The sequence below is a fragment of the Enterobacter cloacae complex sp. 2021EL-01169 genome (genome assembly GCF_020733125.1).
Taxonomy (GTDB): domain Bacteria; phylum Pseudomonadota; class Gammaproteobacteria; order Enterobacterales; family Enterobacteriaceae; genus Enterobacter; species Enterobacter roggenkampii.
On sequence record NZ_JAJFTC010000002.1, the window covers coordinates 51,048 to 65,571 of the forward strand.

At 56.8% G+C, this 14,524-nt stretch carries 18 protein-coding genes; 7 read left to right on the forward strand and 11 right to left on the reverse strand.

The genetic code is table 11. From position 1 onward, the window contains the following. Positions 1-2 precede the first annotated feature (2 nt). The 7 genes from flgH to flgB are packed head-to-tail and all read right to left on the reverse strand — an operon-like array spanning position 3 to position 5,110. Positions 3-701, reverse strand: coding sequence for a flagellar basal body L-ring protein FlgH (flgH, locus tag LLF79_RS06545; RefSeq protein WP_008500809.1), 699 nt, complete (start codon positions 699-701; stop codon positions 3-5). 57 nt (positions 702-758) lie between these two features. Then, a complete protein-coding gene (gene flgG, locus LLF79_RS06550) occupies positions 759-1,541 on the reverse strand; it encodes a flagellar basal-body rod protein FlgG (protein ID WP_008500810.1) in 783 nt (260 codons plus the stop codon). A gap of 11 nt (positions 1,542-1,552) precedes the next feature. Next, complete coding sequence (locus tag LLF79_RS06555) at positions 1,553-2,308, reverse strand: flagellar basal body rod protein FlgF (protein WP_008500811.1); 756 nt, start codon at positions 2,306-2,308, stop codon at positions 1,553-1,555. A gap of 20 nt (positions 2,309-2,328) precedes the next feature. Beyond that, positions 2,329-3,537, reverse strand: a complete 1,209-nt coding sequence (flgE, locus tag LLF79_RS06560) for a flagellar hook protein FlgE (RefSeq protein WP_227879289.1) — start codon at positions 3,535-3,537, stop codon at positions 2,329-2,331. Positions 3,538-3,563: 26 nt separating this feature from the next. After that, complete coding sequence (flgD, locus tag LLF79_RS06565) at positions 3,564-4,274, reverse strand: flagellar hook assembly protein FlgD (protein ID WP_023343755.1); 711 nt, start codon at positions 4,272-4,274, stop codon at positions 3,564-3,566. 11 nt (positions 4,275-4,285) lie between these two features. Further along, the gene (flgC, locus tag LLF79_RS06570; RefSeq protein WP_008500814.1) at positions 4,286-4,690 is read right to left on the reverse strand and encodes a flagellar basal body rod protein FlgC; all 405 of its coding nucleotides are present in this window, start codon (positions 4,688-4,690) and stop codon (positions 4,286-4,288) included. Between the two features lie 3 nt (positions 4,691-4,693). Further along, positions 4,694-5,110 (reverse strand): flagellar basal body rod protein FlgB, encoded by a 417-nt coding sequence (gene flgB / locus LLF79_RS06575; RefSeq protein WP_008500815.1) that lies wholly within the window; start codon positions 5,108-5,110, stop codon positions 4,694-4,696. Between the two features lie 157 nt (positions 5,111-5,267). On the opposite strand from flgB, the gene flgA reads away from it, so the two are divergent. The 3 genes from flgA to flgN all read left to right on the forward strand — a co-directional run bounded on the left by flgA (position 5,268) and on the right by flgN (position 6,744). Further along, a complete protein-coding gene (gene flgA, locus LLF79_RS06580; RefSeq protein ID WP_135346081.1) occupies positions 5,268-5,927 on the forward strand; it encodes a flagellar basal body P-ring formation chaperone FlgA in 660 nt (219 codons plus the stop codon). 93 nt (positions 5,928-6,020) lie between these two features. Then, positions 6,021-6,314, forward strand: coding sequence for a flagellar biosynthesis anti-sigma factor FlgM (flgM, locus tag LLF79_RS06585; protein ID WP_008500817.1), 294 nt, complete (start codon positions 6,021-6,023; stop codon positions 6,312-6,314). A 4-nt stretch (positions 6,315-6,318) separates the two neighbouring features. Next, on the forward strand, positions 6,319-6,744 hold the full coding sequence (gene flgN, locus LLF79_RS06590) for a flagella biosynthesis chaperone FlgN (RefSeq protein WP_008500818.1): 426 nt from the start codon (positions 6,319-6,321) through the stop codon (positions 6,742-6,744). 59 nt (positions 6,745-6,803) lie between these two features. Here flgN and murJ read toward each other — a convergent pair whose 3' ends face one another. From murJ to rimJ, 4 genes are all read right to left on the reverse strand, one after another. Further along, positions 6,804-8,339 (reverse strand): murein biosynthesis integral membrane protein MurJ, encoded by a 1,536-nt coding sequence (gene murJ, locus LLF79_RS06595; protein ID WP_021240770.1) that lies wholly within the window; start codon positions 8,337-8,339, stop codon positions 6,804-6,806. 129 nt (positions 8,340-8,468) lie between these two features. Then, positions 8,469-9,392 carry a Gfo/Idh/MocA family protein gene (locus LLF79_RS06600; RefSeq protein WP_227879290.1) on the reverse strand — a complete coding sequence of 308 codons (924 nt, stop codon included), beginning with the start codon at positions 9,390-9,392 and terminating at the stop codon, positions 8,469-8,471. A 2-nt stretch (positions 9,393-9,394) separates the two neighbouring features. Further along, positions 9,395-10,045 carry a YceH family protein gene (locus tag LLF79_RS06605; RefSeq protein WP_021240772.1) on the reverse strand — a complete coding sequence of 217 codons (651 nt, stop codon included), beginning with the start codon at positions 10,043-10,045 and terminating at the stop codon, positions 9,395-9,397. Between the two features lie 9 nt (positions 10,046-10,054). Beyond that, positions 10,055-10,639 carry a ribosomal protein S5-alanine N-acetyltransferase gene (gene rimJ / locus LLF79_RS06610; RefSeq protein ID WP_008500822.1) on the reverse strand — a complete coding sequence of 195 codons (585 nt, stop codon included), beginning with the start codon at positions 10,637-10,639 and terminating at the stop codon, positions 10,055-10,057. Between the two features lie 236 nt (positions 10,640-10,875). Here rimJ and mdtH point away from each other — a divergent pair, with 236 nt between their 5' ends. From mdtH to dinI, 4 genes are all read left to right on the forward strand, one after another. Then, the gene (gene mdtH, locus LLF79_RS06615) at positions 10,876-12,084 is read left to right on the forward strand and encodes a multidrug efflux MFS transporter MdtH (protein ID WP_023292794.1); all 1,209 of its coding nucleotides are present in this window, start codon (positions 10,876-10,878) and stop codon (positions 12,082-12,084) included. Between the two features lie 123 nt (positions 12,085-12,207). Then, positions 12,208-12,768 (forward strand): lipoprotein, encoded by a 561-nt coding sequence (locus LLF79_RS06620; RefSeq protein WP_008500824.1) that lies wholly within the window; start codon positions 12,208-12,210, stop codon positions 12,766-12,768. 127 nt (positions 12,769-12,895) lie between these two features. Beyond that, on the forward strand, positions 12,896-13,942 hold the full coding sequence (pyrC, locus tag LLF79_RS06625; protein ID WP_021240774.1) for a dihydroorotase: 1,047 nt from the start codon (positions 12,896-12,898) through the stop codon (positions 13,940-13,942). Between the two features lie 74 nt (positions 13,943-14,016). After that, positions 14,017-14,262: a DNA damage-inducible protein I gene (gene dinI, locus LLF79_RS06630; protein ID WP_008500826.1), complete on the forward strand. Its 246-nt coding sequence runs from the start codon at positions 14,017-14,019 to the stop codon at positions 14,260-14,262. Positions 14,263-14,524 lie beyond the last annotated feature (262 nt).

Sequence of the window (14,524 nt, forward strand, 5' to 3'; positions counted from 1 at the left end):
GCTTACATCGGCGATAAGTTAAGGAAGAAGCGCTGCAGCCAACCCATATTTTGCGCTTCATTAATGTAGCCGTTACCGACGTACTCAATGCGCGCATCCGCCACCTGGGTGGACGGAACGGTGTTGGTGCCGCTGATGGTGCGAGGGTTAACCACGCCCGAGAAGCGAATGAATTCAGTGCCCTGGTTGATGGCGATCTGTTTTTCACCCACCACGTGTAAGTTGCCGTTAACCAGTACCTGGTCAACCGTGACCGTCAGCGTGCCGCTGAAGGTGTTGCTGGCGTTCGCGCCACCTTTACCGTTAAAGGTGTTGCCGCCAGAGGCATCGACATCAGCACGCGCGTTGCCGAACAGTCCCTGCAGGTAGCGCGGGACGGTATCGAAGCCAAAATTCGTTTTGCCATCACGGCTGGCGTTCGCCGACGAGCTCTTGCTCGCGCTGACGTTTTCCTGCAGCACAATGGTCAATGTATCGCCGACGTTACGCGGGCGGCGATCTTCAAACAGCGGCTGATAGCCGTAATTAATCGGCTGCGCGGTCTGGAAAATGGAGCCGTTGACTACTGGCGCAGGGCCAGGAACGGGTTGGGCAGTCGTCGCACCCTGGACCAAAGGTTTAGACGGGATCCAGGCACACCCGCTGAGGGTGACGGCCAGAACAGTCAGTATCGGATAACGAAACGCCGCGTTTTTTTGCATTGCCTTCATCTTCGAAAACAGGGAGCCGGCGCGGCGTTTACCGCACCGGGCTACACCTTAGAGTTGCGTCAGTTTCTGCAGCATCTGGTCGGTCGTCGACACTGCTTTACTGTTAATTTCATACGCGCGCTGAACCTGGATCATATTCACCAGCTCTTCCGCCACGTTCACGTTGGAGGTTTCAACATAGCCCTGATACAGCAGGCCCGCGCCGTTCAGGCCCGGGGTGCTCTCATTTGGCGTACCGGAGGATTGCGTCTCGGTGTAGAGGTTCTCACCAATGCTTTCCAGACCGGTATCGTTCATGAAGGTGGTCAGGTTGAGCTGCCCAACCTGAACCGGCGCGGCCTGCCCCTGCTGGGTTACGCTGACCACACCGTCACGTCCGATGGTAATGCTCAGGGCGTTCGCCGGGATGGTAATCGCAGGCTGAACCTGGAAACCGCCCGCCGTCACCAGCTGGCCGTTCTGATCGACCTGGAACGAGCCGTCGCGGGTGTAGGCAGAAGTCCCGTCAGGCAGCTGCACCTGGAAGAAGCCCTGGCCTTTGATCGCCACGTCTTTGCTGTTGTTGGTCTGAGACAGGTTGCCCTGGCTGTGCAGACGCTCGGTCGCCACCGGACGAACACCGGTACCGATCTGCAGGCCCGATGGCAGCGTCGTCTGTTCAGAAGACTGCGCGCCCGGCTGGCGGATGGTTTGATAAAGCAAATCTTCGAAAACGGCGCGTTGACGCTTGAAACCATTGGTGCTCACGTTTGCCAGGTTGTTGGCAATCACGTCCATATTGGTTTGCTGGGCGTCCAGGCCAGTTTTCGCGATCCATAAAGAACTGATCATAAGGAATCCTGTTAACTCATAGCCAGAAGTTGGTTAGCCTTGCCCGCGTTTTCATCGACGCTGCTGATGATCTTCATCTGCATTTCAAAACGACGGGCGCTGGCGATCATGTCGGTCATGGCTTCGACCGGCTTGACGTTACTGCCTTCCAGAACACCAGACATCACGCGGATGCTCGGATCGGCCTGTAAGGTGGCACCCCGCGTCGCCTGCGCCGCCTGGGTCAGACGGAACATGCCGTCGTCGCCACGCTGCACCTCTTTGCCTTCCGCCTTGACCAGCTTCAGACGACCGACGGGCGCAACGGTATTGGCCGGGTCGCCCGGGTTGAGCGCCGAAATGGTGCCGTCCGCAGCGATAGTCAGCTCAGAGCCTTCCGGTACGGTCAGCGGACCCGCTTCCCCCATCACCGGATGCCCCTGAATCGTCAGCTGGCCCGTCGCGCTCACCTGGATGTTCCCGTTACGGGTATAGCCTTCGCTACCGTCCGCCGTTTGCACCGCCAGCCAGCCGTCCTGCTGCAGAGCCACGTCCAGCGGGCGTGAGGTGTAATCCATCTGCCCTGGCGTCATATCGGCACCAGGGGTTGATGCCGTCACCAGCGTACGGGTCGGCAGGGAAAGCCCTTCTACCGGCACCGCGCGCAGCGCATTAAGCTGCGCGCGAAAGCCCGGCGTTGAGGCGTTTGCCAGGTTGCTGGCGGTAACGGCCTGCTGATTGAGCGTCTGACTTGCCGCGCCCATCGCGGTATATATTGCGTGATCCATTGCGCTTTCCTGTTAGCCGCTTAACGCAGGTTAACCAGCGTGTTGAGGATCTGATCCTGGGTTTTGATGGTCTGCGCGTTCGACTGATAGTTACGCTGCGCGACGATCATGTTCACCAGCTCTTTACTCAGATCGACGTTAGAGGCTTCCAGCGCACCGTTGGTCAGCGTGCCGAAGTTACCGCTTCCGGCAGTACCCAGCAGCGCCACGCCGGAGGACTGGGTGGCAGACCAGACGTTGTCGCCTTCCGATTTCAGACCTTCGTTGTTGGCGAAGTTTGCCAGCACGATCTGGCCCAGAACCTGGGTCTGCTCATTGGAATAGTTACCGACCACAGTGCCGTCGTCATTGATTTGGTAGCTCACCAGGTCGCCTGGTTTAAAACCATTCTGGCTGGTCGCGACGATATTGTTCGCACCGGTGTTCTGCTGCATGGAGTTAGCAAAACTCATGGCGAAGGTCGCTGGCGTCGCACCTGGGATGGTCGCGGTAGTGATGTTGATATTTCCACCACCGGTCAGCGTACCGTTATTATCGAAGGTCAGCGTGGTGGCGAGTGCCGCCGTGCTGCCTGCGACGCTACCGTCCTGGGCATACACTTTCCAGGAGTTAGCTGGGGTCGCATCTTTGACATAAAACAGGTTCATGTTGTGCGCATTACCCTGGCTATCAAAGACGGTCACCGTACCTTTTTTGTTGTACGTGTCCGGATTAGCCGGATCAAAGGCGGTGGTCGGCGCGGTATCGGTGGAATTCAGGTTAATCTGCTGGGAAGCCGTGGTGGTGGACTTCGCGGCCATCAGCGTGGTTGGGATATTAATGACCTGCGGGTTCGCACCGGTCTGAACCGTTGATGGCGTCCCGGCAACCGGATAACCGGTTAACTGCATCCCCTGCATGTTCACCAGGTTACGGTTTTCATCCAGCTTGAACTGGCCGTTACGGCTGTAGAACACAGAGCCGTTGGGGTCGACCATACGGAAGAAACCGTTCTGGCTGATGGCAACGTCCAGGCCACGACCGGTGTTGGTGGTGGTGCCGTCGCTAAAGTCCTGCGTGATGCCCGCAACTTTCACGCCCAGGCCGACTTTGGAGCCGGCAAACATGTCTGCAAAGGAAGCAGAACCGGATTTAAAACCATAGGTCGCGGAGTTGGCGATGTTGTTGCCAATGACGTCCAGGTTGGTGGCCGCAGCATTCAGGCCGCTGACCGCTTGAGAAAAGGCCATGACTTACTCCTGATAAGTGTTAAGGCTTAGATAATCTGCCGAACTTCGTCGAGTGTGGTGGAACCAGAGGTTCCCAAATCCAGTTTGTTGCCGTCGCTTCCTTTAATCACGCCCTGGACCAGCGCGAACTGCAGCGGCTGCGCCACCAGCTGGGTCGTCCCGTTGCTGGCGCTGATCGCGACTTTGTAAGCACCGTTTGGTGCTTTCGTGCCGTCGGTCAGGCTGCCGTCCCATGTAAAGGTGTGAACGCCCGCCTTCAGCTCGCCGATGTCGATGGTGCGAACCACGGCGCCGGTTGAGTCGGTGATCGTCGCCGTCACTTTGTCAGCCGCCTGCTGCAATTCAACGCCGAACGGCGTAGTGGTGGTGGTCGATGTACCGTCGGTGGTGCTGGTGCCCGCAAGAATCGTGGTTCCCGGGATCATCACCCCGTGGCCAATCAGGCTTGCCGCCTGCAGAGACTGGGCGCTATTAATCTGTCCAGAGACGGAACCAAGGGTGGTGTTGAGTTTCTCAATGCCGCTAACGGTGCTGATCTGCGCAAGCTGCGTGGTCAGTTCGTTGTTCTGCATCGGGTTAGTGGGATCCTGGTTCTTAAGCTGCGCCACCAGCAGCGTCAGAAAGCTGCCCTGAAGATCGGCGGCGTTACTCCCCGTCAGGGAGTTAGAACCCGTCGTACTCTTTGTGTTGTTAACACCCGAGTTCGTCGGATCATTCACATTTACGGCGATGGACATGCATGTCTCCTTTACTGGCCGAGAGTGAGTGTTTTGAGCATCATGCTCTTCACGGTATTAAGCACTTCGACGTTGGCCTGGTAGCTACGGGAAGCCGACATGGAGTTCACCATCTCACCCACCACATCCACGTTTGGCATCTTCACGTATCCGCTGGCATCCGCCAGTGGGTTACCCGGCTCATATACCAGTCTGTCCGGGGCCTGGCTCTCCACTACATCCGAGACCTTCACGCCGCCCGTCGCCGCGCCTGGCGCAGCATCGACCTGAAAGACAACCTGTTTGGCGCGATAGGGCTGGCCGTCGGGTCCGGTGACGCTGTCGGCGTTCGCCAGGTTACTGGCGGCCACGTTCAGGCGCTTGGACTGTGCGGTTAACGCCGAACCGGCGATATCAAAAATATTCAGCAAGGCCATCTATCAGTTCCCCCCCTGCAGGACGTTCATCATGCCTTTGATTTGTCCGCCAAGTACGGTCAGGCCCGTCTGGTATTTCAGGCTGTTGTCGGCAAACTGGGTACGCTCCCGGTCCATATCCACGGTGTTACCGTCGAGTGAGGGCTGATCGGGAATGCGATAAAGTAAATCGGTCGCTGGCGCGGTCATCGCCTGAGCAGGAATATGGCGAGAGGATGTCATGGCAAGTGCAACACCCGTTCCTTCGGCACGTCCACGCTCCATCACCTTTTTGAGTTCACTGGAAAAATCAATATCGCGCGCCTGATACCCCGGGGTATCGGCGTTAGCGATATTGGCGGCTAAAATCTCCTGCCGCTGGGCGCGTAAGTTGAGCGCTTCCTGCTGAAAACGTAACGCGGCGTCGAGTTTATCGAGCATGTCTCCTCCGCTGATGGCAAAATTTCAGTTCACAGCTTAAATCTCACCCGGTCTCCCCTATCGACGGAATAAGCGCAAAATGCGTCGCTATTTATTCCGTTGATGCAAAACCACTGCAGGTAGAATTCGTTCAACTCTGGAAACGGTGGAACTTGCGATGCAAACGTTAAAACGTGGTCTGGTGGCGACTCTCTTGCTGTTAAGCCCTCTGGCGCAGGCTGAAGGGATACAGGATAGGCTAACGGCTTTTTTTGCTGAAAAACTGGCAGGCTTTAGCGATGACGTGACCGTTACCGTGCGCACGCCACCGAATCTGTACCCGACGTGCGACCAGCCGTCCTTCAGCGTGGTAGGGTTCACAAAGCTCTGGGGGAATGTGAACGTGCTGGCACGCTGCGCCAACGAAAAACGCTATTTACAGGTTGCCGTTCAGGCGACGGGCAATTATGTTGTCGCCGCCGTGCCCATTGCGCGCGGCAGCGTACTGCAGACAAACAGCGTGACCTTGAAGCGCGGCCGTCTGGATCAGCTGCCGCCACGCACCATGCTGGATATTAACCAGGCACAGGACGCCGTCAGCCTGCGCGACGTCGCGCCAGGCCAGCCGATACAGATCTCCATGCTGCGTCAGGCATGGCGGGTAAAAGCAGGCCAACAGGTGATGGTGGTGGCCAACGGAGATGGCTTTAGCATCAACAGTGAAGGGAAAGCGTTGAACAATGCCGCGGTGGCGCAAAACGCCCGCGTCAGAATGTCCTCAGGCCAGGTGGTGAGCGGAACCGTCGATGCTGATGGGAAAATTCTGATTAACCTATAATCTTTTTAAAGATTTCGCGGCGCGTGCCGATAAATATTCCACTAATGATGATGTCAGGCGCAAACGCCGCGAACCCTCGATGAGGACAACACTATGAGCATTGATCGTACATCAGCCCTGAAGCCGGTAAGCGCTGTACAACCTCGCGAAACGAATGACGCAACGGCGCAGAAAACGCGTCTGGAAAAACCGTCAACGTCCAACAGCACCAGCGTGACCCTGAGCGACGCGCAGGCAAAACTGATGCAGCCGGGCAGCAACGATATCAATATGGAACGTGTTGAAGCGCTGAAAACGGCTATTCGTAACGGTGAGCTGAAAATGGATACCAGCAAGATCGCTGATGCCCTGATTCAGGAAGCACAGAGTTTCTTACAGAGTAACTAACCGTATGAGTCGACTGTCAGAAATACTGGATCAAATGACGGTTGTCCTGAACGACCTGAAAACGGTAATGGACGCTGAACAGCAGCATCTCTCTTCCGGTCACATCAACGGCAGCGCGCTGCAGCGTATTACTGAAGACAAAAGTTCGCTTCTGGCAACGCTGGATTATCTGGAGCAGCAGCGACGCGCTGAGCAAGATCCTAAGCGCAGCGCCAATGACGATATTATTGAGCGCTGGCAGACCATTACTGAAAAAACCCAGCACCTGCGCGATCTTAACCAGCATAACGGCTGGCTACTGGAAGGGCAGATTGAGCGTAATCAGCAGGCGCTTGAGGTGTTGAAACCGCATAAAGAAACCGGTCTGTACGGTGCGGATGGTCAGACGGCGACGGCGCGTATTGCAGGTGTGAAAAAGATTTCGATTTGACGCATAAGCGACTCATCATGCAGTGGGGAGCACCATGAGGTGAACTCCCCTTTTGGCGTTTATGCCGTCCGGCGGGCAAACTCTTTGACTTTGAAACCCAGCACCGCGAGCGTGGCAAAATACGCCACCACCCCAACGCACACCACGGCCATCAGGCGCATCAGACGATAAGGCATCGTGCCCAGGGACCACTCCGGCATCACGTGCATCATGCCAAGCAGCGCGGCAGACATCACCAGTACCGCAACGATCAGACGCACCAGGAAACTGCCCCAACCCGGCTGCGGCGTGAAAATATCCTGCTTGCGCAGCTGCCAGTACAGCAGCCCGGCATTCAGACAGGCCGCGAGACCAATCGATAATGACAGGCCGGCATGTTTCAGCGGACCAATAAACGCCAGGTTCATCAGCTGCGTCATAATCAGCGTCACGATGGCAATTTTTACCGGCGTTTTAATGTCCTGACGCGAGTAAAAGCCCGGCGCCAGCACTTTCACCACGATCAGCCCCATCAGCCCCACCGAGTAGGCAATCAGCGCGCGCTGGGTCATGGCGGCATCGAAGGCAGTGAATTTCCCGTACTGGAAGAGCGACACCGTCAGCGGTTTGGCCAGAATACCCAGCGCCACCGCGCTTGGCAGGGCCAGCAGGAAGCAGAGACGCAGGCCCCAGTCCATCAGGCGGCAATACTCATCATGATTGCCGCTGGCAAAACTTTTCGACAGCGACGGCAGCAGGATGGTCCCCAGCGCCACGCCCAGCACCCCGGACGGAAACTCCATCAGGCGGTCGGCGTAGTACATCCAGGAAACCGAGCCGGACACCAGGAACGAGGCAAAGATGGTGTTGATAATCAGCGAGATCTGGCTGACAGAGACGCCGAGAATGGCGGGCCCCATCTGCTTGATGACGCGCATCGCCCCGGCATCTTTGAGGTTGATGCGCGGCAGCACCAGCATGCCGATTTTTTTCAGGTGCGGCAGCTGATACGCCAGCTGCAGCACGCCGCCGACGGTGACCGCCCAGGCCAGCGCCAGCACCGGCGGGTTGAAGTGCGGGGCGGCGAACAGGGCAAAGCCGATCATGCTGACGTTAAGAAACGTCGGCGCAAACGCCGGTACAGAGAAGCGGTTCCATGTATTGAGGATCGCCCCCACCAGCGAGGCCAGCGAGATCAGCAGAATATAGGGGAAAGTAATGCGCAACAGCTGCGAGGTCAGGGCAAACTTGTCGGCCGTATCGGCAAAGCCGGGCGCGGTCACCATAATCACCCAGGGCGCGGCCAGCATCCCGAGGACGGTCACCACCGCCAGCGCCAGCGTCAGCAGGCCGGAGACATAAGACACAAAGACGCGCGTGGCGTCCTCGCCCTGCTTGCTTTTATATTCTGCCAGGATCGGGACGAATGCCTGGGAAAACGCCCCTTCCGCAAAAATACGACGCAGCAGGTTCGGTAATTTGAACGCGACGAAAAAGGCGTCCGTGGCCATCCCTGCACCAAATACCCTTGCCACAATGGCGTCGCGCGCAAAACCCAGCACGCGGGAAAACATGGTCATCGAGCTGACGGCCGCCAGCGATTTTAATAAGTTCATTAACGTGAATTTCCAGAACCATACGGATTTCCAGGACGGGCAAGCGTAAGCGCCACCCGGCAAAGCCTACAAGCGGCGCTTAGTCTACCCGGATTTCAACGAATTACTATCCGCAGATGTTACAGCGAGTTATTCACTCATGGCCTCGCGCCAGAGCCTTTCCACAATGCGCTGCGCCATGATGGCCTGCTCGCCGGACGTTTCAGGAACCGTCTGATTTTGCACGCAGGTGATGAAGTGGCGGGCGCAACCGGCAAAACCGCGCTGTTCAAGCGTGCTCTGCCAGCCAGGCGCGGGGAGCGTCATCACGCCTCTGCCCTTCTCTTCCCGCCATTCACGCATGTCGGTAATGTCGTACAACGCCCCGTCGGTGACGGCCTGGACGCATTCTCGCTGGCTGCCGGCACGACGATGCATGCTGGTAGTTACCTGCAGATGGTCAATCGCGAAATGGTGTTCGGCGTAGACCATTTCACCCTGCTCGTTCGTGAGCAGCGTGCCACTTTGCAGCTGCGCGTTGCTGCCGGCGAGCCACAGCGCCGTATCCACAACGTGGAGATAATCATCCAGCAGCGTGAAGCGCAAATCGTTCGGCCCGATGCTGTCCGTGCGGTGCTTATCCATCCGCAGCGAGGCAAACGTGCCCGACTGTGCCTTAAGCTGCTGGTAAAGGGGCGCGAAGCGGCGGTTGAAGCCGACCATCAGCGTCAGTTTTTTACGCGCCGCCAGTTCAATCAGGCGTTCCGCGTCCGGAACATTTTCCGCCAGCGGTTTATCCACGCAAACGTGAACGCCCGCATTGAGCAGCTCGCTCACGACCTGATAGTGGGTAGACGTTGAGGTATGCACAAAGACCGCATCGCACTCGCGGGCCAGATCCTGAAGCGACGCCGCATACGGCATACGCCAGGTTTCGCAGATCCGCTCGGCCTTCTCGCGCGTGGGTGACCATGCCCCTTGCAGCGTCCAGTCCGTCGCTGCCCCCAGAACCGGCAGCCAGGCTTTTTGTGCAATACCGCCCAGCCCTACTACGCCAATGCGTAATTTTTTCACCGTCAGTCTCCCAAATGTGCCAGCAGGGCATCCAGACGCTGTTTCAGCCCGGCGACCTCGTCTTCCAGCGCCGCTACGCGGGCAACCAAATCATCATCTACGGCCGTTATGTCGGTTGCGCTGGATTTAACTGAACTATCAACGTCACCGCTGAACAGGTGCATATAGCGGCTTTCACGCTTGCCCGGCTCGCGCGCCAGACGCACCACGTAAGGACCGTCTTCACGCGCGGCCAGCCCTTCGAGGGTCTGCTCGACCTCCTGCATATCGCTGAACTCATGCATGCGGGAAGCGCGCGTGCGCAGTTCTCCCGGCGTCTGCGCTCCGCGCAGCAGCAGCGTGGTGATGACCGCCACTTCCGCACTGCTCAGCTTCAGGTCACCGAATTCGGAGTTACAGAAGCGCTGTTCGTATTTGGTCACGCGGTTGCCGAAGCCGCTGACGGTGCGCAGATAGTGGCGTTTGACCAGCGCATCCAGCACGTCCTGAACCTCATGCTCGCTGAGGTTCATCACCGGCTCGCGGTTGGTTTTCTGGTTGCAGGCCATGGTCACGGCGTTGACGGACAGCGGATACTGCTCCGGCGTGGTGACCTGTTTTTCGAGTAAGCACCCAATCACGCGCGCTTCTGTACCGTTTAGCTGATACTTCATCTTTTCTCCTTAACGACCTGCAGTCCAGTCCCGGGTGGTTAATGCCGTCAGAACGTGGTCGCGCCACTCTCCGTCTATCAGCAGATAGTCTTTGGCGTAACCCTCTTTCTCGAACCCTAAACGCGCCAGCAGATTTCCGCTGCGCTGGTTATGCGGCATATAGTTCGCCATAATGCGATGAATGTGCTGGGTGCGTTGCATATAGCGGATCGCTACCGTCAGCGCCTCGTACATCAGCCCCTGCCCCTGCCACTTCTGGCCGATGGAGTAGCCCAGGTAGCAGGCGTGAAACGATCCCCGCACCACGTTTGAAAAATTGGCGATCCCGATAATCTCTTTCTCTTCAGGATCCAGCAGCGCGAAATAAAACGCGCTGCCCTGCTTGTGAAATTCCGTAATCATGCTGAGGCGCGCCTGCCAGCCGGAAGGGTAACAATGGCTCTCATCCCGAACGGGTTCCCAGGGTTTTAAAAACTGGCGATTCTCGGCGTAATAATCCGCCAGACGCCAGGCATCACGCTCATGCACCAGACGAACGACCAGCCTGTCCGTTGTCAGACGCACTTTTGGCACATTACTGCGATAGCCAAACATCGATACCACTCCTTCCCGTCACTTCAGCTTGCCCATTAGCTTTACTATACCTGCGCCTGCGCCGTCTGTGAAAACAGTGACATACCATTTTCACCTCTTTTCACATTTTTCGATGAGAACTCTCTATCAAAGCACCCTTTTGATAAAAAAATATTGTCACGTGCAGGGGTGGGAAAAAACGCGGCGACACCGCAGAATGTTAGCGTGCTCACCATCTTATTTTCCCTGGAGGGAAAATGTCCCGCGTATCACAGGCCAGGAGCCTGGGTAAATATTTCCTGCTCGTCGATAACATGCTGGTCGTGCTCGGCTTTTTTGTCGTTTTTCCGCTTATTTCGATCCGCTTTGTCGATCAGATGGGCTGGGCGGCATTAATGGTCGGCATTGCCCTGGGGCTACGCCAGTTTGTCCAGCAGGGCCTGGGCGTCTTTGGCGGGGCTATCGCCGACCGCTTTGGCGCGAAACCGATGATCGTCACCGGTATGCTGCTGCGCGCGGCAGGGTTTGCCACGATGGCGGTCGCCCAGGAGCCCTGGCTGCTCTGGTTCTCCTGTTTCCTCTCCGGTATCGGGGGCACGCTGTTCGATCCGCCCCGCACCGCGCTGGTGGTAAAGCTGATTCGCCCGCAGCACCGCGGCCGTTTCTTCTCCATTCTGATGATGCAGGACAGTGCCGGGGCGGTTATCGGCGCCCTGCTGGGAAGCTGGCTGCTGCAGTATGACTTCCGTCTGGTCTGCGCGGCTGGGGCGGTGCTCTTTATGCTGTGCGCGCTGTTTAATGGCCTGTTCCTGCCGGCGTGGAAACTGTCAACGGTGAAAGCGCCGGTTCGGGAAGGGCTGGGCCGCGTCCTGCGCGACAGACGTTTTGTCACCTATGTGTTGACCCTGACGGGATATTACATGCTGGCCGTGCAGGTCATGCTGATGCTGCCGATCATGGTTAACGACATTGCAGGTACCCCTGCGGCGGTGAAATGGATGTACGCCATCGAAGCCTGCCTGTCGTTAACGCTCCTCTATCCGATTGCCCGCTGGAGCGAGCGGCGTTTTCGCCTGGAGCATCGCCTGATGGCCGGACTGTTCCTGATGACGCTGAGCATGATGCCGATCGGCCTGGTGAACACGCTCCAGCAGCTGTTTACGCTGATTTGCACGTTCTATATTGGCTCGATCATCGCCGAGCCTGCCCGCGAAACGCTGAGCGCCTCGCTTGCGGATGCGCGTGCACGCGGCAGCTATATGGGGTTCAGCCGACTGGGGCTGGCGCTTGGCGGGGCATTAGGTTACGCCGGCGGCGGCTGGTTGTTTGATGCTGGCAAAGCGTTAAATCAACCTGAACTTCCGTGGATGATGCTGGGCGTGGTGGGCTTTATGACGCTACTCGCCCTGTGGTGGCAGTTCAGCCAGAAACGCAGCGCGAGCGGCATGCTCGAGCCTGGCGCGTAGCCTTTCCCTCGGGCGGGAGCCCTTCCCGCCCCACTTCTCAGTTTTTTCTGCTGGTTTCTGCCCATTCACGCTGACATACTGGCGTAACAGGACAGAAGCGCCGATTTTTCGTTGAGGAACACTATGAAGAAAATTGTCTTAGCCGCGGCATTGATTGTCAGCGGCCTGCTGGTTGGCTGTAACCAGCTCACGCAATACACCGTCAGTGAACAGGAAATTAATCAGGCGCTGGAAAAACATAACAATTTCTCGAAAGACATTGGCGTACCGGGTCTTGCCGATGCGCATATCGTGCTCACAAACCTCACCAGTCAAATCGGACGTGAAGAGCCAAACAAAGTCACCCTGGCCGGTGATGCGGACCTCGATATGTCCTCCCTCTTTGGCAATCAGAAAGCCAACATCAAGCTCAAGCTGAAGGCACTGCCTGTTTTCAACAAAGAGAAAGGGGCGATTTTCCTGCAGGAGATGGAAGTGGTCGACGCGAAGGTGTCTCCGGACAAGATGGCGCCAGTTCTGCAAACCCTGATGCCCTATCTGAATCAGTCGCTGCGGAATTACTTTAACCAGCAGCCCGCGTACGTCTTAAGCGAAGACAAAAGCAAGGGTGAAGCTCTGGCGAAAAAATACGCAAAAGGCATAGAGGTGAAACCGGGCGAAATTATCATTCCTTTCACCGATTAACCTGAAGGGCGCTGCGGCGCCCTTTTTTTTCACGGAAAAGTGTGCAAACGAAAACGTTTCCGCTTATGATTTGTGTCCGGCAAAAACAGCCATCCTTATGACTGATTCCTGACAAGCCGGAGCTTCCATGACTGCACAACCCCAGGTTCTTAAAATCCGCCGCCCTGACGACTGGCATATCCATCTGCGTGATGGCGATATGCTGAAAACCGTCGTGCCTTATACCAGCGAAATTTATGGCCGCGCGATTGTCATGCCTAACCTGGTGCCACCAGTCACCACCGTCGATGCCGCGATAGCCTATCGCCAGCGCATTCTCGACGCCGTTCCTGCGGGACACGATTTTACCCCGTTGATGACCTGCTATCTGACCGATTCACTGGATCCGAACGAAGTGGAGCGCGGGTTTAACGAAGGCGTCTTTACGGCAGCGAAACTCTACCCGGCGAATGCCACCACCAACTCCAGCCACGGCGTCACCAGCATTGATGCCATTATGCCGGTGCTGGAACGCATGCAGAAACTGGGTATGCCGCTGCTGGTTCACGGCGAAGTAACGCATGCCGAGATTGATATCTTCGACCGCGAAGCCCGTTTTATCGAGACCGTGATGGAGCCTTTGCGCCAGCGCCTGCCGGCGCTGAAGGTGGTCTTCGAGCATATCACCACCAAAGACGCGGCAGAGTACGTGCGTGACGGCAACGATCTTATCGCCGCCACCATTACGCCACAGCACCTGATGTTTAACCGTAACCACATGCTGGTGGGTGGGGTGCGCCCTCACCTCTACTGCCTGCCTATTCTTAAGCGCAACATCCACCAGCAGGCGCTGCGCGAGCTGGTCGCCAGCGGATTCTCCCGCGCGTTCCTCGGTACCGATTCCGCGCCTCACGCCCGCCATCGTAAAGAGGCGAGCTGCGGCTGTGCAGGCTGCTTCAACGCCCCAACGGCGCTTGCCAGCTACGCAACCGTGTTTGAAGAGATGAACGCGCTGGAACATTTCGAAGCATTCTGCTCCCTTAACGGCCCGCGCTTCTACGGCCTGCCGGTCAACGACACCTTCATCGAACTGGAGCGTAAAGCGAGCCACGTTGAGGAGTCCATTGCCCTGACGGACGACACGCTGATCCCCTTCCTGGCGGGTGAAACCGTAAGCTGGACGGTAAAACGTTAAAAAATCAGTGCCCCTTGTTGTCAAACTGATAATATACCTGTATAAATAAACAGTATATTACACAGGGGGCATTTATGCGTATTGAAGTCACCATAGCCAAAACTACCGTTCTGCCTGCCGGCGCGCTTGATGCACTGGCAGGCGAATTATCCCGTCGTATTAACAACACCTTTCCCGACAACGCGGGTGCCGTCACGGTGCGTTACGCCGCGGCGAACAACCTCTCCGTCATTGGCGCCGCAAAAGAAGATAAAGATCGCATCAGCGAAATCCTCCAGGAAACGTGGGAAAGCGCTGACGACTGGTTCATCACGGATTAACACTGCTCCCTCATTGTGTTTTTTTGCCGGGTCGCCCCGGCTTTTTTTTGCCTCATAATCCTGTAAGTTCAAAATAATTCGGCATCTTCTTTAAAAATCGTGAACGAGATGGTGTTTTATTGTTCGAACAATCCTAAAAAGCAGAAAAATGTGTTGCCACCTGTTTATTTTTCCCTTCGGAACCCTTATTACTTGGTATACTGAAGTTGCTTTCAGAAAAACATGCATTGAACCTCAAAGCCGTTGTCTTCTAACACGCATT